Origin of the sequence: Glutamicibacter sp. Je.9.36, assembly GCF_051129975.1 — a bacterium.
Lineage (GTDB): Bacteria > Actinomycetota > Actinomycetes > Actinomycetales > Micrococcaceae > Glutamicibacter.
Window position 1 is genome coordinate 1 of record NZ_JBCPSN010000010.1, and the last position, 19,792, is coordinate 19,792.

The 19,792-nt window shown below is 55.3% G+C and carries 18 protein-coding genes and 1 pseudogene; 12 read left to right on the forward strand and 7 right to left on the reverse strand.

Translation table 11 applies throughout. The annotated features are described in order from the left end of the window. Nucleotides 1–695 precede the first annotated feature (695 nt). Nucleotides 696–1,160, forward strand: a complete 465-nt coding sequence (locus AAZQ98_RS17015) for a hypothetical protein (protein WP_402697773.1) — start codon at nucleotides 696–698, stop codon at nucleotides 1,158–1,160. Beyond that, nucleotides 1,160–1,354 (forward strand): helix-turn-helix transcriptional regulator, encoded by a 195-nt coding sequence (locus AAZQ98_RS17020; protein WP_402697771.1) that lies wholly within the window; start codon nucleotides 1,160–1,162, stop codon nucleotides 1,352–1,354. Before AAZQ98_RS17015 ends, AAZQ98_RS17020 begins: the two co-directional genes overlap by 1 nt. Before the next feature lie 40 nt (nucleotides 1,355–1,394). Here AAZQ98_RS17020 and AAZQ98_RS17025 read toward each other — a convergent pair whose 3' ends face one another. Then, a complete protein-coding gene (locus AAZQ98_RS17025) occupies nucleotides 1,395–1,865 on the reverse strand; it encodes a GNAT family N-acetyltransferase (protein WP_402697770.1) in 471 nt (156 codons plus the stop codon). Nucleotides 1,866–2,169: 304 nt separating this feature from the next. Between AAZQ98_RS17025 and AAZQ98_RS17030 the strand changes: the two genes are divergently transcribed. Further along, entirely contained in the window at nucleotides 2,170–2,664 is a 495-nt protein-coding gene (locus AAZQ98_RS17030; RefSeq protein WP_388024060.1) for a GNAT family N-acetyltransferase, read from the forward strand. 23 nt (nucleotides 2,665–2,687) lie between these two features. Here AAZQ98_RS17030 and AAZQ98_RS17035 read toward each other — a convergent pair whose 3' ends face one another. Next, complete coding sequence (locus AAZQ98_RS17035) at nucleotides 2,688–3,056, reverse strand: hypothetical protein (RefSeq protein ID WP_434693971.1); 369 nt, start codon at nucleotides 3,054–3,056, stop codon at nucleotides 2,688–2,690. Nucleotides 3,057–3,342: 286 nt separating this feature from the next. Here AAZQ98_RS17035 and AAZQ98_RS17040 point away from each other — a divergent pair, with 286 nt between their 5' ends. The 4 genes from AAZQ98_RS17040 to AAZQ98_RS17055 all read left to right on the forward strand — a co-directional run bounded on the left by AAZQ98_RS17040 (nucleotide 3,343) and on the right by AAZQ98_RS17055 (nucleotide 6,259). Then, entirely contained in the window at nucleotides 3,343–3,876 is a 534-nt protein-coding gene (locus AAZQ98_RS17040) for a hypothetical protein (RefSeq protein ID WP_434693973.1), read from the forward strand. A 180-nt stretch (nucleotides 3,877–4,056) separates the two neighbouring features. Continuing rightward, nucleotides 4,057–4,380 carry a PadR family transcriptional regulator gene (locus AAZQ98_RS17045; protein ID WP_434693976.1) on the forward strand — a complete coding sequence of 108 codons (324 nt, stop codon included), beginning with the start codon at nucleotides 4,057–4,059 and terminating at the stop codon, nucleotides 4,378–4,380. Further along, on the forward strand, nucleotides 4,377–4,901 hold the full coding sequence (locus AAZQ98_RS17050) for a DUF2812 domain-containing protein (RefSeq protein ID WP_434693979.1): 525 nt from the start codon (nucleotides 4,377–4,379) through the stop codon (nucleotides 4,899–4,901). Before AAZQ98_RS17045 ends, AAZQ98_RS17050 begins: the two co-directional genes overlap by 4 nt. A 1,115-nt stretch (nucleotides 4,902–6,016) precedes the next feature. Continuing rightward, complete coding sequence (locus AAZQ98_RS17055; RefSeq protein ID WP_402473985.1) at nucleotides 6,017–6,259, forward strand: hypothetical protein; 243 nt, start codon at nucleotides 6,017–6,019, stop codon at nucleotides 6,257–6,259. A gap of 689 nt (nucleotides 6,260–6,948) precedes the next feature. On the opposite strand, the gene AAZQ98_RS17060 is transcribed toward AAZQ98_RS17055, so the two are convergent. Both AAZQ98_RS17060 and AAZQ98_RS17065 read right to left on the reverse strand, forming a co-directional pair. Further along, nucleotides 6,949–7,365, reverse strand: coding sequence for a hypothetical protein (locus tag AAZQ98_RS17060; protein ID WP_096256523.1), 417 nt, complete (start codon nucleotides 7,363–7,365; stop codon nucleotides 6,949–6,951). Further along, nucleotides 7,305–8,192, reverse strand: a complete 888-nt coding sequence (locus AAZQ98_RS17065) for a hypothetical protein (protein WP_434693983.1) — start codon at nucleotides 8,190–8,192, stop codon at nucleotides 7,305–7,307. The genes AAZQ98_RS17060 and AAZQ98_RS17065 overlap by 61 nt, the downstream gene beginning before the upstream one ends. Here AAZQ98_RS17065 and AAZQ98_RS17070 point away from each other — a divergent pair. Further along, nucleotides 8,182–8,598, forward strand: a pseudogene (locus AAZQ98_RS17070) (transposase); the annotation flags it as partial. The gene AAZQ98_RS17065 and the pseudogene AAZQ98_RS17070 sit on opposite strands and share 11 nt — an antisense overlap. A gap of 1,145 nt (nucleotides 8,599–9,743) precedes the next feature. Continuing rightward, the gene (locus AAZQ98_RS17075; RefSeq protein WP_434693986.1) at nucleotides 9,744–10,166 is read left to right on the forward strand and encodes a hypothetical protein; all 423 of its coding nucleotides are present in this window, start codon (nucleotides 9,744–9,746) and stop codon (nucleotides 10,164–10,166) included. A 279-nt stretch (nucleotides 10,167–10,445) separates the two neighbouring features. Here the strand turns inward: AAZQ98_RS17075 and AAZQ98_RS17080 are convergent, their stop codons facing one another. After that, entirely contained in the window at nucleotides 10,446–10,880 is a 435-nt protein-coding gene (locus AAZQ98_RS17080; protein WP_434693989.1) for a hypothetical protein, read from the reverse strand. A gap of 602 nt (nucleotides 10,881–11,482) precedes the next feature. On the opposite strand from AAZQ98_RS17080, the gene mobF reads away from it, so the two are divergent. Next, nucleotides 11,483–15,823, forward strand: coding sequence for a MobF family relaxase (gene mobF / locus AAZQ98_RS17085; protein ID WP_434694064.1), 4,341 nt, complete (start codon nucleotides 11,483–11,485; stop codon nucleotides 15,821–15,823). Nucleotides 15,824–16,433: 610 nt separating this feature from the next. Here mobF and AAZQ98_RS17090 read toward each other — a convergent pair. Together AAZQ98_RS17090 and AAZQ98_RS17095 are read right to left on the reverse strand one after the other, a co-directional pair. Continuing rightward, nucleotides 16,434–16,676: a hypothetical protein gene (locus AAZQ98_RS17090; protein WP_013350258.1), complete on the reverse strand. Its 243-nt coding sequence runs from the start codon at nucleotides 16,674–16,676 to the stop codon at nucleotides 16,434–16,436. Between the two features lie 18 nt (nucleotides 16,677–16,694). Further along, nucleotides 16,695–17,483 carry a hypothetical protein gene (locus AAZQ98_RS17095; RefSeq protein WP_013350257.1) on the reverse strand — a complete coding sequence of 263 codons (789 nt, stop codon included), beginning with the start codon at nucleotides 17,481–17,483 and terminating at the stop codon, nucleotides 16,695–16,697. 1,045 nt (nucleotides 17,484–18,528) lie between these two features. Here AAZQ98_RS17095 and AAZQ98_RS17100 point away from each other — a divergent pair. Further along, a complete protein-coding gene (locus AAZQ98_RS17100; protein ID WP_049862673.1) occupies nucleotides 18,529–19,125 on the forward strand; it encodes a helix-turn-helix transcriptional regulator in 597 nt (198 codons plus the stop codon). After that, nucleotides 19,122–19,691: a DUF6036 family nucleotidyltransferase gene (locus AAZQ98_RS17105; protein ID WP_013350255.1), complete on the forward strand. Its 570-nt coding sequence runs from the start codon at nucleotides 19,122–19,124 to the stop codon at nucleotides 19,689–19,691. The genes AAZQ98_RS17100 and AAZQ98_RS17105 overlap by 4 nt, the downstream gene beginning before the upstream one ends. Nucleotides 19,692–19,792 lie beyond the last annotated feature (101 nt).

Below are 19,792 nucleotides of genomic sequence, written 5' to 3' on the forward strand. Positions count from 1 at the left end.
GTTCGAAGGCCGAGGATTCGGTTAGCTGCTTCTGCATTCGTTCGAAGGCCGAGGATTCGGTTAGCTGCTTCTGCATTCGTTCGAAGGCCGAGGATTCGGTTAGCTGCTTCTGCATTCGTTCGAAGGCGGTGTCATTGAGACCGCGCAAATTTTGTTCAGGGGTTCGGGGGGCGGAGCGTCCATTATCCCGATTCTTAGAAGTGTTCATGATTTGGATACTACTTTTCGGGTGAGATATTTTCGATCTCGACAATCCAGTTTTGACCGTAGGTTCCATCGTAAAATTTGGCCCTAACTTTTATGTTCAAAAACGATCGTTTACGACGCGAAGCCCATGATGCCTAACATGGACTCCACAGGCTGCGATTCTTCGAACAAATCGGCAACTCGATTGTCTGGTGATGAGGGTGGTCCGGATGGCGTCCGTATAAGGTACCTTCACCGGGCATTTTCTCGGGCGGGGTATACGGGAATCTCAAATCATTGAGAATCCGAAGTTTTAAAAACCACTCAAGTCAAGCGAAATCCTGTCCCGTATAAGGACTGGCTTACGGGACCGTCGGTGAGACGGGGAATCGGAAGGAGTGAGCTTGCGCATAGAGACAAGCTCCTTTGACGTAAAGCCCCCTTGTCAGTAAAGTTTGTTTTACAGTAGCGGCTCCGTCAGAGCCTTGTTTTTAGAGAGGGTGGATGAAATGAATGCCGACGAGGTTTCACAGAACCGCTGGGGGAAAGCGCGCTTTGGCGGCAGCTCTGCAGCCTTAATAGGTGCCTCGCTTGGGATAGGCATCTTCGTCTCAGCAAGCCTAGGATGGGGCTTCTCGTTGCTCGGTAACCCGGAGCGCCCGGTGCTCGTTTTTGCCATTATGGCCATTGGTACCCTGCCAGCAAGTGCAGCGCTCGGATGGGCACTCCTTGTTGACCGATCAACACTTTCTGGTGTAGTCAAAATGCCAGACGATTCCATCGAATCCGCTTGGTACGAAAAAGCTGCAAGTGGCGCTTTCGGAGACATTCTCCTCGTTGGCGGGCTCGGCGCTGCAGTGTTCGCGTTCATGAAGATCGAAGCTCCTGTTAGTTGGTGCCTCTCCGCCATGGTCCTTTTCGCCATGCTCGACATCGCAGCACGTTACCTCTGGCAGAAGAAGTCGGCTTCATAGTGCAGAACACGCTCCCTCAGCGCCGTAAAGAGTTGGGATGGTCTCAACAGCGTCTAGCCGACGAACTCGGGGTGTCCCGTCAAACCATCATTTCTATTGAGAAAGGCCATTACGATCCCTCGCTGCCGGTTGCTTTCAGAATCGCAGCTGCCTTTCAATGCAGCATTGAGGATCTATTCACACCTAGGACGTAAACCAATCCGCAACAAGACATTGTCCCGCAGTGGGTTCGACTTATGAAACTGATGCTAGCCGGCGGACGAGGATGAGCGTTGGTCCTGACCAGTCGAGGTTGCGGTGCTCTTCCAAGGGATAGAAATCGGTCGCCAGATAGAAGGAACGGGTCTGGGCGTATGAGTCGCTGTCGAAGGACGGTCCTACCGTGTGAACGGATAGCAGCACGCATCCGTCTTCCGCAAGGTCGGCGGCGACGCCGTCGATAAGTGCCCGTCCAACTCCTTGACCTCTCACTTCTGGGGAGATTGCGATGAGGTGCAATTCTGCGGATTCAGGAAAGTGCCGACGGACAAGTGCAGCACCAATCGTGGTTCCAGATTCGCGCGCGAGCATGCTCACAAAGTCGTCGTTGGCGGCATCGGCAACGTACTCGTCGATTGCTTCAGGATCTCCGAACCACTCCGGCAGTGCCTCCAGGATGCGGCGGACGGCTGATGGATCTCGTGCGTATTCGAGCTGGAGTGTCATGCGGTTTATCCTCTCACTTCGCGAGTTGGTTCGACCGCGAATCCCAGGTGGCGTCCATTCGTGTGGCATCGTGCCAAGCTCCGCCAAGCGCCAAATAGTCGAAGGGTGATTCTCAAATTCCCTCATGATGCGACGTAGCACTTCATACTATTGGTCATGCCCGGTCAAGGTTCCGCTTACGGGCGCGTAACGAAGACAACTTAGGACTGTCAGTGCAGTCGCTATAAAGCGAAATAGCAAGTGGAAGCATTTACGTCTCTTTGCGAAGCCCAATAATCTATCGATCCTCCTGTAGATTCGGGGCATGGAAGACCTTTCGATTCGCGTTGCGAACCTTGATGATGTGCAAGCCATTCGGTCAATTGGGCTCGTCACGTGGCCAGCTACGTACCTGAGTTTCACCAGTCCAGATTTTGTCATGGAAAACCTCAATACATGGTGGTCTCACGACTCGGTGAGCGCATCAATCACGGATGACACGACGTTCATTGCTTTTCAGGATGGACAGGCAGTTGGCACGCTAACCTTCGGGCTGTTTGAAGGCGAACCTGTAATCTGGAAAATTTATGTCGTGCCCGAAGCCCACGGACGCGGTATTGGCAGTGCTCTTATGGACGTAGCCCTTACTGCAATTGGCCCAGCCCATGAGGTAAGGATCGAATTTGTGAAAGGGAACTCTGCGGCCCAGACATTCTATGAACGACGTGGCTTCAAATTCGATTTCGAAGAAGATATGGCAGAGGGTTTCACAACAGTTTGGCTTCGTAGACCTGCCGGCCCAATTATTTCAGTAACCTAAATTGTGTCCCGCAGAGCGTTCGGTTACCGGGACTGCTCGCCTCTGGCTTTCTGCCCTTCAGGCAGGATATCGAGCATGATGTACATCAGATTGCACTCGTGGCCTTCCCCGGGAGGCGGATTCTTCAGCTCGTGCTCCAACCGAGTGCGGAGCGCATCACCGGTCTCGGGCCACGGCACAAAACTTGTAGGTCCGGTGTATCTCCCGAGCTGGGCATACCCCTTGGCGCACAGGGCCAAGGCAGATCCTGTGGCCTCTGCAATGGCCTCGTCCTCCGTCAGGACGCTTCCCTTGGCTTCGTTGATGATCCCCATGATGTGGAGGAAAAGGACCCAGTCGTCTTCACCGTTTTCGATGATCTCAAGTTCGATGTCGTTCAGCGGATCAGCCATGGAGCCTCATCGACTCGCGGCTAAATGGAAGGACCCTTCTCATTCGCGTTCCCCTTTGCCTGGTCATTTCGATCACCGCAGCCTGCACCGAGCCGTCCTGGATCAGTTGAAGGAGAGTCTACCCATCCCGGAGGATCGTCTTAGAAGAAGATCCTCCGAATCCCGTTCTCGGTGCGGATGGCCGGCCAACGAAATGTCCGGTGAAGGTTCCCGATCTGGGACGGGGCTGTCATGTTTTAGCGCTAGCCAGACCCGAAAATCCGGAACCAGAGAATAGGCTATGCCCATGGCCCATATCCCTGCGCAAAGACCCTCAAAGCTAGCCACCCCAATGCTCATCTTGGCCCTGCTGGTGGGAGCCGTCATGGGCGCCCTCGGCGGCGGGCTTCTTATACTGCCCGACCTCATCGCAAGCGCTGGCGACCCGGACATCATCGAAAATTCTCTCGACACCCAGGCTTACAACGGATGGGGAGGTCCAACGGGCTATTTCCTCATACCCGTCCTTTACGGCATGCTCTGTGGAATGTTCCTTGCCCTAATTGCTGCCGCTGGTTCGTTCATTGGCCTGGCCATCCAAGATAAGAAGCAACCAGCGCGATCGGGGAATGACCAAGCGGTAGCCGCTGGAGCAGGAGCAGCCGTTGCAGGAGTCCTGCTGGCCCTATTCGTGATCTGGATCATCGGGGAAGGGCTAACATCCGTCTTTGTCATCGGTCCTGTCTTGATGGCGCTGTGCTTCATCATTGCGCAACTGGCCTTAATTGGCATACTGCGCTTTATCGACAAACGCGACCCAGCGCTCCGAGAAGCAATCTAGCAGCTGATATTGCAAAACCCTGTCCCGTAGCGCGTTCCTCTCGGGGACCGGCTTGCGGGCGCCACGGTAATGCGAAGAGGGCGACGAGGTGGTCTTCTGTTTGACCTCATATGGACTCCCGTGTTTATATATCAATCATGGATATATCGTTTATGGATACATTCCCCGCGGAGTGTCGTAATGGGACGTAATTCTGGTTATCAGAGTGGAGACCTTGTCGACACTGCACTGCACGTCCTGCTCGCACTGGTCCACCCGCGCCATGGTTATGCCGTGATGCATTTCCTCGAACAGGAGAGCGAGGGGGCTATCACGCTCGGGCCTGCCTCGCTCTACACGACGCTCAAGAAGCTTGCCGTCGCCGGCCTCATCAAGGAAATCGAGGGTGACGAGTCGCGTCGGACTTACCACCTAACCGCGAAGGGTCACGAGGTCCTCGTCCGCAATATCGAACGTCGCCGCCAGTTGCTGGTCATGGCGGATCACATCATGGAGGAAGCATGAGCACCACTAACAAGATGAGCAACGGTCTGGCAGTCAGCCCCGAGAAGGACCTGGCTATGTTCGCGGACATGGCAGGTCAGGGAAAACACCTGAACGGTATCGCGATGCTGGGTCACGGATGGAGCTTCGTCGATGGGGTCCCCGAAGAGGCGGTCTTCGACCTCGCTTACGAAAGCAACGCATCGTCGGAGTACTTCGACATCTTCCAGGCGGCTGGCTGGGAGCTCGTGATCTCGATAGGAGACGTGCACATCTTTAAAGCAGTACCGGGAACGGCTCCGATCCACACCAACGCCGAGTCACGACGAGACGAACTTACCCGAAATCGAGATCGCTATCTTCGCTACAGCGTCATCGCGCTGATTGCCTTCCTGCTTGTCGGTTTGGGAGTTCGTGTGGCCTCATGGAATGAATGGCTAGAACTGTCTTTGCTGATGGTGTTCGTATTTCCCGTCGTCTACACCGTCGTTCCGCTGGTCGGTTACTGGAGTCATTTGAATAAGCTAAATCGCTCAAGCTGATCACCTAGGTTAGATTGATCATCGCGGTCAGAAAATGGACCTCATAGCAACATAGGAGAAACAGCGGTCGTTACTCTAACCACCTTTTGGTGTGACTGTCCCGTAGAGCCTTCCTCATACGGTGCCATGAAGAAGGCAAGCATTGCTGTGTTTGAATGAAGCGTGAAAGCTTCCAGAAATACTGTTTACATGATGTTGGGACTCCTGCTGACGCTCGCAGGAGCGGCAGGTGGTTTCGTGATGTTCTTGCAGCCGTGGAGGAGCTGTCCTGAGATTGATGACAGTTCTGCGGGCTGTCCTGCGACATCAAATGATTTGGGCCTACTTGGCCTTGCCATTTCCGTACTCCTCGTAGGGGTATCGTTCTTGATCATGTCCAGGAGGTCAGAGCGGATTCCGCTCGACGCGGCCGGCCCCTTTGGGAAGCTCGACTAGGGTCCGATGCCGAGTCTCCTCAGAAATTGAGTGGCGCTCCGCATCTACCTTGCACCGTCCCCGTGAGGTTTCCTCTACTGGGACCGGTCGAAACATCATTTAGGGCTAATACCAAACGCCAAATATTGATACCTCATCGGTATAGTCGGCATTGGGGTTGTTTCCGCACAAACGTACAAGAGCAGTTTCTCGCGAATCACCGAACGGCTTCTCGGGCTCGGAGTCCATTTCTACAAACAGTTCGAAGGGCCGCCCATTCGCGTGCTCCTCTGCCCAACAGAGCGCCTCTGATACGTCCTGCACCTCAACTAGTACAAAAGCATCTAGGTTCCAGCCGTATCCAGGACGAGGTCGTTCCCAAAAATTGACTCGATAACAGGGTGAATCAACCGAGTCGTGTGGTCCCGCGTGAACTGTTTCTATGGCGCGCATGGGATCAATATACAAGAATGCACCAGTACGCTACTGGGAGATCCTGTCTCACTAGTTACCTTCGACCACCCGAGCAGGTAATCAGCGTCCCGGTAGCGGTTCCTGATATCGTACTCCAAATAGATCAGGGCAAGAGCAAAGGAGACAGTGCGCTGAGTGAAAATCTGAAAGTTATCCTCGATAAATTGACCCAATTCCTAAAGAGCTATGCGCATGTGACTAGTGTCGAACGGACTGATGGAACACACGTGCGCATCATTGCTAATGAAGGCGGTCAGCACTTCGAATTCGCGGACTCCCCTTCCGCGATTCTCCATCACGTTCTAGCTTTCGAGGACGTACCGCTGTGGGATCCCACAATTGATACCGAGGATGATGGACGTTGGAGGTTGTTTTCTGTTCACGTCATCGAAGCGATTGAAACCGCGGCGGCTGACGAACGAATTCTGGTTCTAGTAGATGGCGCTGTGTCTCCCCGAAGAGCAGCATGATCTGCATCTTCCCTTCGTCACATCGGTCCGGTGTCCCGCAAGAGGTTCCTCATACGGACGGCACGACGCAGATTGGGGGACTTCGGAAAGGTATGGATGACTCTGGGGGGCCGACACCCGTCATTGGTATTTTAGCTAAATTTCTTAAGTTTCCACTCGGGTCCGTAGCTGCTCTTTGGTGAAGTTGATACCGGCACGGGAGAGCAACTGCATGCGTAATCCGTCGATGTTCCAGCTCACCCATCGGGCGAACTTGCGTGATCGGCTCAACGCGAGGGAGAAGTGGGTGTAGTCGATGACGGGAGAGCCGTCGAGCTGCACGAGATCTTCGGCAATCTCGGCGTTGGCGGTGGGGAGGTCAAGGCCGTGGTGAGGAAGTGCAGGTGAAATCCCGCGGACTCACTGGACAATTCTTTCTACCGACTCATGGATGGCACGTGCGATTTTCTGGATTCGGCATTAAACATGGAAGCATCCTGCAAAGACCGCGGGATGCTTCCATGCGAAAGAGTCTGTTGAGACATGAACAATCATTGCCACCCTTGTTGCAGATGAGGTCTCTCCCTCATGGGGATTCAGCAATCCTGGACGGCTCCGACGATATCAACCATCACCAGCACCGCGACAGAAACCTCAGCCGTGTGATGCAGACGATCAGAATAATCAGGGGTTTGACCTCAGGCTTTTCTCTATAGTTCGGTTACTCTCGCTATTTCATCAAACTTGATGGTGACTGACTCCGCTGATCCATCACTTATCATCAGATCGGCTGTCTTCTCAAACGAATTCCAGCGTGCCGTCACTTGGACAGCACCGACAGATTCCAGAGCCACTGTCCCAGACCCGTTGGAAGATGGAATGCTCACTTCATGGCCGTTGACCGTTACTGAAAGGTTCGCAGGAACTTTTACGGTAAAACAATCATTTTTTGCACAAACATCCATGACGGCATCCACAGATAGTGACTGGGATGTATCTGAAGTTGAGCAACCAGCTGCGATCAGAGCAAATGATGCAAGGGCTAATCCCTTTGCCCAGGTGCGTCCTAGCATCGGTAAGACCCGGCTTGGCTTGATTTCTGCCATAGATTTGAGCTCGTATTCCATGAGATTCCGATTGAAGACTTACCTATACTAAAACCGGTCAGCTTTGTAGAGTTCCAAGAATGCCCATATTTCGCAAAAGCTTGAAGGCATTTAGTTGAACTCGTGGTTAGCGTATAGGTCAAAGTTCCTTTATATGTAGGACTGTGTCCGTAAAGCGCGCCGTAGCCCCAATCCTGGAACGCCCAACCCGCACCATATTGATTGTTGGTTTCCAGCCATCCAGTTTTCTCACACTTGTTATAGCTGTTGCACCCCACAAAGGAAACACCCTTGTTGGTGACGGCGCGGTTGAACGTAATTGCTAGCCCGTCGGGTCCACCGATCTGAGATTTGCCGCGTGGACACTCGGAAAAGGGTGCATTCTTCCAATTGTATCGAGCATACGCATAAATCTTTGTCCCAGATTTTACAATCTGGGGGCGAGAAATATTTATGTCACCTGCACTCGACGAAGGCTTGGTAACACGGCACCCGAGCTTGGCCGGTTCAGCTACCCCAAGAAGAAAATCGCTGGGTTTTACTGTCACTGGGATTGTCGCCAGAGTTTCTGCCGGCTCCGAAAGGCCCAGCTCATTCATCTTGGCTGACGTTAGCTGATCGAGAGTTACCAACAATGACACTTCACTGCGGAATGCTTCCTCTTCAGCACTCGTACGGTCGTCTGCACTGAAAGGTACAATCACCCCGTTTGATAAAGTGATCGTCTTCGGTGACGGATTGTCTTTCAGAAGAGACGCAGATTCGGCTGCTGGAATAGGCGAAGCGCTCTTGACATCGCTTAGGTTTAGATCCGTATCTTGTGATGCGTAAGAAGGCATCGCAGCCATGGTGGAGGCCCATCCTCTTTACTTGGTCCTGACATCCATGCCAGGGGTCGCCGTCAAGACCGCCGCGGTCATCATCGCCGAGACCTCCGGCAAGCCCTTCACCAGTGCAGTGGCGCTGGCCTCCTACGCCGGGCTTGCGCCAACCACGCGCCAGTCGGGCACCTCGATCAAGTCCGAACGCGTCAGCCATTCAGGCAACAAACGACTGAAACGAGCGCTGTTCCTTTCGGCGTTTGCTTCCATCCGTTTTGATCCGACCAGCCGAGAATACTAAGACCGGAAACGGGCTCAGGGTAAACGCCATAACCAAGCGCTCATCGCACTGGCCCACCGACGGCTCACAGTCCTGTTTGCCATGATCCGAGACGGCTCACTTTATGATGTTCCGGAGCTGAAAATTGCTTGACACAGAACATAGGGGCACCCCCAGCCGAATTAGACCATGACCAAGAAGGACCTTAGAAGGAATTCGGCTGTCTGGTTAACTGCCGCGAAGCCTGGATATGCCACAGTGGCGATGACGCTGAACAAGAAGTAAACGTCGCATTCTCGTGATTGTTCATCGCTGGTTTTGGACCGTTGAAGTGTGGCCACTCTGGTCCACAGAACGTCAAGCTAAGCCTGTTCAGTGCTTGCAGATGCAAATGGCTAGGTGCCCAATAGGGCACCTAGCCATTATGCAGGGTTCCCGCACGGATGAGAGAGGTGAAACGCTCAATCCGAACAGTGCGTGGTGTCGCCATGAGACTGAACCACGCATGAAACTAGGCTAAACCACCAGCTGTATGGTTACTTGCACACCACGCCCTGAAGATTTCTGGTTTTTCATTAAGCCAGTTACCGGTGGACCAGTTCTCACGCGCTGAGTCGGTAGGCCGGAAGATACTCACCGCGCATGGTGCTGCGCTCTTGTTGCTCCAGGATTGAGCTGGATGGCATACCGCGATGAACGAGTACTTTGCGCTTTCGTGTGCTGCTCGTAGTTGATCTGTGGGGCATCATGGGCGACTTGCAGAGAGTTGATTGTTTCCTGTGTTTCAAGGGCTGTGTGAACCCGATGTCCCGAACTTTTGTGACAACTCCCGCTGGTGGTCCTGAACATGCGAGCATTCCCCGTTCAGGCTAGTCGTGGACGTTAGACGCAGTCTAGGTATGCCGTGAGGTGCCCGTCCCGTTGAGCACCCTGGGTCCTCGCAAGCTCGTCTCCAGGGTGTGTCGGGCGTCCGCTGGCGCGGCCGGCTGTTGGCCCGGACTTCGTCCGGTCTTTTCCTGTTTTTTGCTGCTGTCCTTCGGAGTGTACGGGCCATCTCCAAACCCACAAGCCGCTCGCTGCGCTTCGGGCGTGCTCCACCAGAAATTCTTGGTCCGCGCTCCTTCGTCGCTTCTTTCGGCCCAAGATTTTCGTGGATTGCGCACCCCTGTCAGGTTGATGGGTTTTCCGGCTGGCCCCGCTTCATTGCATTTCGCCAGCAGGCAAAAAACAACCGGGGGAGAGGTTAGGCGGGTGGCTGGCAACCTGCCCCTCTTCCGTAAAGCGAAGGGCAAAAACCTATGCAGACCACGACCAAGGACACCCGTGAAACCGTCACCGTCCCAGCGACTGTCGAACGCGACATGTACGGCGAAGGATATGACTGGATGGAATCGCTGGCCGGTACCGGGTGGTACGAAGTGCCTGGGTGGGGCCGCGATGGATGGGACTTGGGATCCTGGCCCTACATCATCTTCGCCGCCGCCAAAACAGAAGACGAAACCGGGAAGCTCTTCGGATACACCACGTACGTGGAAGGCGACGTGACCGCGCGCTGGTACCGCAGCTGCGAAGCCCGAAACCTGGCCATCAGCAAAGAAGCCTTCTGGTACTGGGCCAGCGGGCAAGCGGACGGGCCAGAAGCGTTGGAAGGGATGAACCCGCAAGAGTTCAAACAGATCGACGGACTGTGTGAACCGTACATCCCGGACTTCGGGAACTAACCCAACACTTTGGCCCTGCACGCGTGAGCGTTCAGGGCCAAAGCTCTGTCATGGCCATTCTTCCAGCGGCGATGCGCTGCAAGATCAGCCTCGTTATTGAGGATGAATTTCTAGCCACAGGCACCGAGACTGCTTCGCTGCATGGCTTACGCAGGTGCCTGTCTGAGGACAAGCCCGTTCGCGCGCCAAGATCCGCAATCCATGGCCAATCACCGGCCCGAACACATAAGCTCAAACCCGCTGCATCGGGAGAATCGGAACCGCGCTCAGCACTCGGCCTTAGGCGTTGGCCGCAACTCCGGAAGCTTGCCCCGCGGCAGTCGAAGCTGGGTCCTGGGCAGTGTCTTCGTTTTGTGCTTCGGACGCATTAGGTTCCTTCGCTGGAGCCGCCAGCGGCAGGAAGCTCTTCAACTCCGAACCGCTGAGCCCCAGGCGCTCACCGATCGACTTCTTAGACTCACCCGTACCGAGCATCTGCTCAATTACGGACGCCGCTGCAGCGCGTGCCTTATCCTTCTTCGCTTCGGCAGTCGCTTGCAGCTCGGCGATCTTCTTCGCTGCGTCCTCATCGATCAGTTCAATCTCATCCTCATGGATGAAGAACGCGGCCGCCAACTCGATCAACTGCTCATTACGACGCGTGATCTCCTCAGCCTTCGCCCGCGCCTTCTCCCGGGCGGCCACCGCTGCAGCAGACTTCCGTGGCTTACTCATCAAAACACTTCATCCTTCACCAACTCGAAAACAAAATTTTGCGAGGGGACACCCCTCGCGCACCCCGGCCCAAAAAACGCGTTAACGGGCTTCGCTGACGCTCAGGCTCTGTCCTGCCCGATGTTTCCCACCTGTGGACGGCTTTGAGATTAAGAGCTGTCTCCACCCGCCCACACGTGGAAAACATCGGGCCACGGTTTTACACAAGAGACTTGCCCTGGGCACAGCTGCGACCCTATCAAACCCACCTTGGACGCACCTGCACACAGCGAAGATCGCAGGTGCAAAACCGCACCAAAAACATCCTTCTTTTGATGGCCAGATCTCTTTGCCCGCCTCTGCACTATTTCTTCTTCGTTCCTCAAAGGAGCAGAGCCGACCAACATGATGGATCGGTAGCAGCCCTCCGGTCAGTGCCATCCCCGACACGCAAGAGCCTTGACCCGCCAGTTTCCACTCGTACCTCATTCGGACGTCTCAAGATCTCTCACGCATCGTCGAAGTCCTCCGGCCCTATTTTCTCCCGTTCCATCAAGACCAGATCTGTCACACCTTTTGCATCCTCGATAACTTTGGGCAGAATTGCTAGAGTCGAACGTGTGATGACCCTGCATAAGCTCAGTGCAGGGGACGGCTATCTCTACTACACCCGTGAAGTTGCCTCCGCTGATGAGCTGCGCTCACCGGATCGGAAGCTCGGGGATTACTACACCATCACCGGCCACCCACCAGGCATCTGGGGAGGACGGGGTGCTAAGAACCTCGGCGTGCATGGTGAAGTCACCGAAGAGCAAATGGAGCTGCTCTACGGGCTAGGACAACACCCATTAGCCGGCCAGATAGATCCGGTGTCGGGCGAGAAGATCCACGCGCAGCTGGGCCAACGCTACAAGCGTTTCGACCAGTTCGACGGCGAACTAGCCAAGAAGATTAACACAACCCTGGGCGATTTCACCAGGCTCAAGCGCCGCGAACCGACCGCTGATGAACGCCGCATCATCCGCAGCAAGGCCGGTGGCGAGCACTTCTACAAGCTGCACGGCCGCAAGCCGAAGACCAAGGAAGAACTCTCCCAGTTCATCTCCCGGCAAACCCATAAGGGATCGAACGCCGTGGCCGGGTATGACATGGTGTTCTCCCCGTCCAAGAGCATCTCCTACCTTTGGGGAGTCAGCGGCCGCAAGGTCCAGGAAGTCATTGAGAAAGCCCACCATGAGGCTATTGAAGACGCCATGAAGTACCTGGAGACCAATGCGGTCTTCACTCGTCGTGGTAAGAACGGGGTCCGCTCAGAAGATGTGGACGGCGGCCTGATCTACACCTCCTTCCGGCATTATGACTCCCGTGACGGGGACCCGCAGCTGCACGACCACATCGTTGTCTCCAATAAAGTGCTGGGGATGGATGGCAAGTGGAGTGCCATCGACGGGACCGTGCTGCACAAGTATGCGGTGTCTGCTTCGGAGCATTACAACGCAAGGGTCATGCAGAACATCTGCCGCGACCTGGGACTCGCCACCACCCAACGAACGGTGGACGGCAAACGCCCGATCACCGAGATCGGCGGCATCCCCCTGGCCAGCATCGAGGCCGCCTCCTCACGCCGGGGCAACATCAAAGTCCAGCTGAAGACCCTCGTGGACGAGTTCGAGGACAAGCATGGAAGGGCTCCTAGCCCGAAGCAGCTGATCAAGCTCTCCCAGCAAGCGACCTTGGAAACCCGTGCAGAGAAGAAGAAAGGCCTCTCCCTTTCAGAGCTCACCGAGCACTGGCAAGACAAATTCTCCACCGTCCCCGGAGGCTTGGTGGGCGATGAATTATTCGCGGCGGCCCGCAAGTACTCCGCCAGCCAGGAACCTGTCTACACACAGATTGACCAGCTGCCAGAAGAACAGATCCGTGAGCTGGCTCAGTCCACCATCACCCGCCTGGAGCAGTCGCGGGCGACATGGAACCAGGCGCACGTGGAAGCAGAAGTGCGCCGCCAACTCACCAACCAGTACCAAGCCCAACCCGTATCTGATGCAGTCATCGCACAAGTCCGGGCCACCGCGATTGACTCCTTGAGCTTGAAAGTGACCCCTGAGCTGCCCGTGCCAGCACCGGTAGCGGGAGCAGTGGTGGCGGTGCACAAGTACCAGAAACCCCACGCCGCCCTCTATACCTCAGAGACGGTGCTGGAAGCCGAATACAAGGTCCTGCAGGCCGCGCGCACTGATGTCATTCCCGCGGTCACGGTCGACCATTTCCAGAACGTACTCGACAGCTTCGAAGGCCGGTTGAATGAAGCTCAGGTGGCGTTGGCTCGCGAATTCTCCTGCAGCACCAAACTCCTCGTGGCAGGCATTGGACCGGCAGGCACCGGCAAAACCACCTCCATGAAACTGGCCGTCAACGCCATGAAGCAAGCCGATCACCACGTGATCGCCGTGGCACCTTCCGCCAAAGCCGCGACGTTGTTGGGCCATGAAGTCGGGGTGGAAGCGATGACCGTCGACCGGCTCCTGGCTAGCGAGGACAAGCTATCGCCAGGGGATGTGGTGATCATCGACGAAGCCGGCATGATCGGCACCACCCAATTCCTGGCCCTGATCGAACAAGCCAAAGAACACGGTGCCCTGGTCCGCGCCATTGGCGATGACAAGCAGCTCGCTGCCGTCGGTTCTGGCGGGATCCTGCGTCTGCTCAACCACGAAGAACAGCTCACCCACCTCGAAGAAATCCACCGGTTCCGGAACCCCGATGGCACACCGAACCTCGGCGAAGCCGCCGCGTCCTTGGCTCTGCGTGAAGCACCCGCAGTCGGCAAGGACGACCCGTGGGCGTACTACCGCAGTGAAGGAAAGATCAAAGCCGGCACCACCGGTGACATGGCAGACCAAGTGTTCGCCGCCTGGCAAAAAGACACCAACGAACAACGCACCTCCCTGATGCTGGCCGGCACCAACGAACAGGTCGCTGCCCTGAACCAGAAGGCTCAAGCCTACCGGCTGGGCAACAACGAACTGGATCCAACCCAGAAGATCACCGGCCGGAACGACACAGAGATCTATGTTGGCGATGTCATCCTGACCAAGAACAACGACCGCCGCCTCAGCGTCCACCAGGGCAAGGACTTCGTGAAGAACAACGACTCCTGGATAGTCGAAGGCATCGAATCAGGGCACCTGCTCGCCCGCCACCAACAACACCACGGCCTAGCTGTCATCCCCGCCAATTATGTTGCCGGAAGCGTCATCCTCGGGTATGCAGATACCGTGCATAGTGCCCAGGGCGCCACCGTAGACACCGCCCACGCACTGCTGACCAAAAGCACTGACCGTGCCGGCGCGTATGTGGCGACCAGCCGCGGCAAATACGACAACCGCATCTATGTGGGACTCTCCGAAGGGGAACGTCCGGATGAGGTTCTGAACGGTATTGCCGAGCGGACTGACCTGAACCTTACCGCCCACGAAACCGTGACTCGCGAATTCGAGCAAGCCCGCGACATCAACAGCCTCGGGATGATCTATCGGGACCTGGTAGACCAAGCCCAGAGCGCCAAGTACGAGCAGATCCTGCGCACCACCCTCAGTACCCCGATTGCCCAGCCAATCCTTGAAGACCCGGCCTGGGGCGCAGTTTCCCGGCATCTGGAGCGGGCCGAAGAGGCCGGGGTGAAGCTGGAAACCCTCATCGAGGATGCCTACTCTCAGCACGACTTCACCGAAGCAGACAGCATCGCCGCGATCCTTGCCTGGCGCATGGACACCTTGCTCGAGAACCGCGAAGCTACTCTCACTACAGCCGAACGCCCCCTGCGCGAGGTGAACCAAGACCACCTGCTCGCATTGAAGGAACGCGCATTGGACCGCTCCGAAGCTGCCGGCTCCTCGTCCCGCAAGAGCGCGGTCGAGCTTGCTGAAGCTGAAAAGATTTCACCGCTGACCCGCCGGCTGTACGGCCACCTGGGCGACGAAGAACTAGCGGCCCGGATCAAGCACACCGATAACGAACTGATCCGCCAGATCCCCTCAGACGTGGACAACAACGAAGCGTACCTTTCCTGGTCGCTGGGCAAGCTGCGCCACGAGCAGCAGCTGCGTCAGGACATGCCAGAACCACTGGCCCAGGCAGAGATCCGGGGCCGTGAGCATCGGACACTGGCCGGAACCAGCGGCACCGTCCTGCGGCGCATCAGTACCGAGCTGAAGCTGCGCGAACTGGAACAAACCCCGTTCGAGCAGCCCCGCGAACCCAACCGGTTGGGTGAATGGTTCGCCCCCCGCACACAACTGGCTGATCCGCGCCTGCCAGCAGCCTGGAAGGAACAGATCGAAGCGTACCGTCCTGTGGTTGATGCCGAGCACCAGAGGCTCGGAGCAGAACTCGCCCAAAACCCGCCAGCATGGCTTGAAGACCTGGGTCCAGTACCGGGGCGGGCTGACCGGGCGGAAGAGTGGCGCCGGCTGGCAGCTGAGATCGCCACCTACCGCCGCACCTACAACATCCCTAACTCAGAACCAACCCTGCTGCCCACACAGCATCTGAAGGACAACCCGGTGGCCCAACACCTGCGCAACCGTGCCGCCGAGCTTCATAAGCATTCAGAGCTGACCACGCGCAAGCCAATGCCCGACGACGCCAAGGAACAACTAACACAGCAGAAGGCCGATGAAGCGGGAACAGCCGTGCATCAGTCGGATGCGGCGGCGAAGATCGCGGCGTTACGCCAACGAGCCCAAACCCGTAATGAGACCACCCCGCAGGAGAAGGAGAACGCCATGAGTACTAGCGAAAACCATGCAGGCCAGGAAAGGTCGGGGGCTGCTGAGACGAATGAGTTGCTGGCCCGCCTGCGCAAGACACAAGAGGCGCAGCAGCAGGCAGCTGATCAGCAGCGCAAGCTCAAGGACGATGAAGCGCAGCGTCGCGGACCATCCGGACCGACCCTGAGATAAGGGGTTTGAACTACGTATCGTGTTGAATGCACGCTTGGGTTAATGACGTGGTCTAACATCCTGCCCCTCGCAAGACAGAAGGAAATCGGACATTGAGCAATAAGCAGCATGCTGACAATGGCAGTTGTTTGCAGAGGAGATGGGGCATGCGGATCAGCGGTGGGTGATGGTGCGTCACAGGGAAGACCATGTCTATATCATCGTCTTATCAGGATGGCCTAGGTCCGCTATGGCATGCCAAGAACGATCTCCGGGTAACTCAAAAAGCCTGCGCCAGTGTGGAAAAGGCTTATGGGCTGGAGACTGCGCCGCGACTTCGAAAACAAATGAAACAGCTGGAGCTGGTGGAGCGCGAGAACGTCTGGTTAAAAACACAGTTGGCTGCCGTGCAACGTGCGCAAAAGGAACGAGAGGCTCAGAACGTGGCAGCGAGAGCAGTGCGCCTCGCGAAATGGCGTGCCTTCAGTTTCCCGACCCTGCCGACTACTCGAAACCCTGCTAGCCACCTCGGAAAATTGCGACGCCATATGTACCGGTGCAAGCTATACGTCCAAAGGACGGTGGCTATGAAAGATAGCGGTAAGTGCTCTCTTTCATAGCCACCGGGCACTTAAATACGGTGCTTATCGTGATCTAGCCAAGGAACAAAACGACCTTTGTTGCCAGCTGCGATGAGATAGGTGAAACACAAAATTGCGCCGAGCTGAAGAAGACCTATCCATAGTCCGTTGGTCTGGAAGGTAGCAGGAAGCTGCGAAAGGCCCAAGAGAGCAAGGACGAGATAAAAGTAGTCGCTAAGAATAGCCTTCGGCTTACGTTTATTTTGCGACGTTGGGTTAGCTTCAGTAGCCATTGGGAACTTCTTTCCGGATTAGGAGAAACAGTTTTGCTTGATGTCGTTAATACCAATAAGCTCGGCGAACAGGCCACCAGCTACAGCTACAGCTGCATTTCGCTTTGCGGTTGCGCCCTTTTTGCTGTGGTACGCACGCCATATAATATTCACGCCTTTTTTGACGGATCCGAACCGCTTGACTAACTTATATCCAACTTTTGCAGCAGCTCCCCAAGGCATTAGGTTGGCACCCACTGTAGCAACACAAACAGTCCAACCCCAGACCGTATTGGGATCTGCTACGACAGGAAACGCCGTGTGCTCGTCAAACTCTACAGTTTGAGTCAAAATACCATTTGACAAGCTAAAACTAGTTTCTAGCTGCTTCCCGTTAGCGTCATAAGCCCATGGCTCGGATATGCCTCCAACATACTCTCCCTCATCATTGATGAAGCTTACTGAGCCATCTTTTTCTAGCTGACTCACAGAGCCGGATGGGGCCTCAAAAGGAAAATTATAGGTGTGGGAAGCTTCAGCAGATTCAATTGAAATCAGCGTCTGAGAACCGTTCGGTGTCTCAAAACTTGAAATCGAAGCCTCCTTCGTTTCTGTCGTCAGAGCAGGCTCGGTGGCATGTGCAATTAGAGTTTCTGGTACTCCCGATAGATCTGGCGTTGCCAGCTCTGCGGGCTTTCCTGGCAATGTAAGGCTCATGGAAGCGTTGCCATCAGTTACTTCGATAGAAGACTGGTCAACGATGAGTTTCTCGGAGGAATAATTTTCTAGGTCGAGTGGTGCTGGTTCCGCAGCAGAAGCTATATTCATGCCAAAGAGAGTTAGGGAAAGACAGATTCCGCTAATGCCTAATAGCTTTGTGCCTCGAATGAAAGTTAGATTTGCCCGCATAGTTCTCCGAAAATCGATATTTGACCCCTGTTGAACCCTGGATATGGTTCCTAACGTTACTGATCTTATTTGAAGAATATCAAAAAGTCAGGTCATTGGACTAAAGGATTCCAAAATTTTTGTAGGTGTCCGGCTCTACTCTGAAACTGGGCGGTCGTGAACCATTCCAGATTCCGGCCGGCACGCAGGCGCTGAAACGCACCATCAACTGCAGTGTCATGGATGTATCTGGAGAGCTGGTTGCGACGCTGAGAATCTCGGGTGTCCTGGGCGCAGTGGTTTTGAAAGCACCGCCTATCGAGAGGACTTCAAGGACCGTGAGCGTCACCTGGAAGATACAGCTTTGTTATCAACGTTGTGGGGGGACCCATTGGCGCTGGTGCCACGGCTTCAAAGGTCTGACCGCTCACGAATCATCACTTCGTATAACCAGATCTCTGACCCGCGCCAACCAGCGTGGGCACGGCTTGATAATGAACTCCGATTCGAAGGCCAATATGCCATAGAGATCTTGGCGAGCAATCCCCAGAACTTCGATCTGGATGATGTGCTGGGCTCAGCGTTCTAGGATTCCGCATGTTGGCTGCTCAGCGGTTCCTATAGCTCCGGCGAAGTTCACTCCGTTCGATTTCAACGGAATACTTGACCGAGCGACATTTCGTGGCTCATCCTGATGCGCTTCGGTGACTAAATCTGCAAGTTATAGGCAAGGAGATTCGCGGATCAAGCCGCCGCAAACTAGCGACGGATATGACTTGTTAATCGAGAGCAATTGCCGAAGCTACGGTGTTATGGGCCGCAGCTTGACTAGGTGAGCGTGAGCTCAAGATGGAAAAGTCGCACGGTACTGAACTGAGGCATGTGGTCAAACGCCCCAGAGTCAATAGGGGAACGAGATTCTTGGATTGAGCTTAGCATGGGCAGGTTACTGTGAAATGTAACCGTACGGTGCCATAATGATTGTATGGAGTACGTATCAATGATGTCCTCTGAGCTGGGGACGCGGATCAAAGCGCAACGCAAAGCATTGGGCATGACACAGGGCGAGCTGGCTGCTTCGGCAGGTGTTTCCCGCAAATTCATCAGCGAGCTGGAATCAGGAAAAGACTCAGCCTCACTGGGGTTGACGTTGAAAGTGCTGCACGAGCTCGGATTCGAAGAGCCAGCACTCCGAAAAGTCCCTGATCGTGGCGAAGAGATCTCAGGCATTTTTCGCCGGTCTCTTGCAGCGAAAGATTATGAGTACGCTCTGAGGTTGGTCGGAGAATACGCTGCCGAATCACTCCAAGAAGGGCGGCCGCTCTTGCGGCAGCGCCCTGCGATTGATGATGCGCAGTATTTGGTGACTCTTGCAGCACTGACACGCTGGGTCGCTTCGAAGACCGATAGCATCACGCCTGCTTGGGCACGGAAAACCGCTGCGTCTGCTGAACCTGTGTTCCTCTCGGAAAAAATCTATCCCGTCGGAGACCGGATGAAGCAACTCATCCGATCCGAAACCCCAAAGGAACTTCGTGAAATGAACGTATGGATGCGCGAACGAAGCTTGGCCACCGCATGAACGGGGATGGATTTACCAGAGACAAGATCGTTGAGTTCCTTAGCGAACTTGAGCGCCGATTGGCTGAACGCGGCGTAGCCCTCGATATTCAGATCGTCGGAGGCGCCGCACTATTGCTACACGGACTGTTGGACCGAGTGACCGAGGATATCGACGCCAAATATCAAAGCACTGCTGTCGTCGATGAGGTTGTTGACGCCATGGCCGAAGACTACAACCTGCCGAAAAAATGGTTGAATTCGCGTGCGGCAGCATTCCTGCCGGACAACGTTCGCTGGATGGCCTACCCGGAGGGCTTGTCTTCCGCTGTGAAGCTTGCTGATTTGCCGACGCTGGCAGCGATGAAAGTTGCGGCAGAGCGCGATAAGGACATCATCGATTTAGGCTATCTGGTCAATGCGATGGGCATTACTGATCCTGCAGAGCTCGTTGATCTGGCATACGAGAAGTATGGAGAGGACTCCATTCCCCTGTCGCAGGGCCGCTTGAACTATGAGATTGTCGCGGAGGAAGCGATAGCGGCAGCCCGACGATTCAAGCAGCAAAATCGAGAAGACGACGCATAATCATCGTAGAAGAGCTAAAGAAATTTTCTTCCACTGTTAACCTAAGAAACCCACGGAATCCGTGGGTTTCTTCGACGTATAAGAGCAAGAATCCTTGTCCC

Coding starts and splice junctions, on each gene's coding strand:
- AAZQ98_RS17050 (WP_434693979.1), top strand. CDS start 4,377: ATGAGCACCACTAACAAGATGAGCAACGGTCTGGCAGTCAGCCCCGAG.
- AAZQ98_RS17105 (WP_013350255.1), top strand. CDS start 19,122: ATGAACGGGGATGGATTTACCAGAGACAAGATCGTTGAGTTCCTTAGC.
- AAZQ98_RS17065 (WP_434693983.1), bottom strand. CDS start 8,192: ATGGCTGCGATGCCTTCTTACGCATCACAAGATACGGATCTAAACCTA.
- AAZQ98_RS17060 (WP_096256523.1), bottom strand. CDS start 7,365: ATGGAATACGAGCTCAAATCTATGGCAGAAATCAAGCCAAGCCGGGTC.
- mobF (WP_434694064.1), top strand. CDS start 11,483: ATGACCCTGCATAAGCTCAGTGCAGGGGACGGCTATCTCTACTACACC.
- AAZQ98_RS17090 (WP_013350258.1), bottom strand. CDS start 16,676: ATGGCTACTGAAGCTAACCCAACGTCGCAAAATAAACGTAAGCCGAAG.
- AAZQ98_RS17100 (WP_049862673.1), top strand. CDS start 18,529: ATGGAGTACGTATCAATGATGTCCTCTGAGCTGGGGACGCGGATCAAA.
- AAZQ98_RS17045 (WP_434693976.1), top strand. CDS start 4,057: ATGGGACGTAATTCTGGTTATCAGAGTGGAGACCTTGTCGACACTGCA.
- AAZQ98_RS17080 (WP_434693989.1), bottom strand. CDS start 10,880: ATGAGTAAGCCACGGAAGTCTGCTGCAGCGGTGGCCGCCCGGGAGAAG.
- AAZQ98_RS17035 (WP_434693971.1), bottom strand. CDS start 3,056: ATGGCTGATCCGCTGAACGACATCGAACTTGAGATCATCGAAAACGGT.
- AAZQ98_RS17095 (WP_013350257.1), bottom strand. CDS start 17,483: ATGAATATAGCTTCTGCTGCGGAACCAGCACCACTCGACCTAGAAAAT.
- AAZQ98_RS17030 (WP_388024060.1), top strand. CDS start 2,170: ATGGAAGACCTTTCGATTCGCGTTGCGAACCTTGATGATGTGCAAGCC.
- AAZQ98_RS17015 (WP_402697773.1), top strand. CDS start 696: ATGAATGCCGACGAGGTTTCACAGAACCGCTGGGGGAAAGCGCGCTTT.
- AAZQ98_RS17075 (WP_434693986.1), top strand. CDS start 9,744: ATGCAGACCACGACCAAGGACACCCGTGAAACCGTCACCGTCCCAGCG.
- AAZQ98_RS17025 (WP_402697770.1), bottom strand. CDS start 1,865: ATGACACTCCAGCTCGAATACGCACGAGATCCATCAGCCGTCCGCCGC.
- AAZQ98_RS17040 (WP_434693973.1), top strand. CDS start 3,343: ATGGCCCATATCCCTGCGCAAAGACCCTCAAAGCTAGCCACCCCAATG.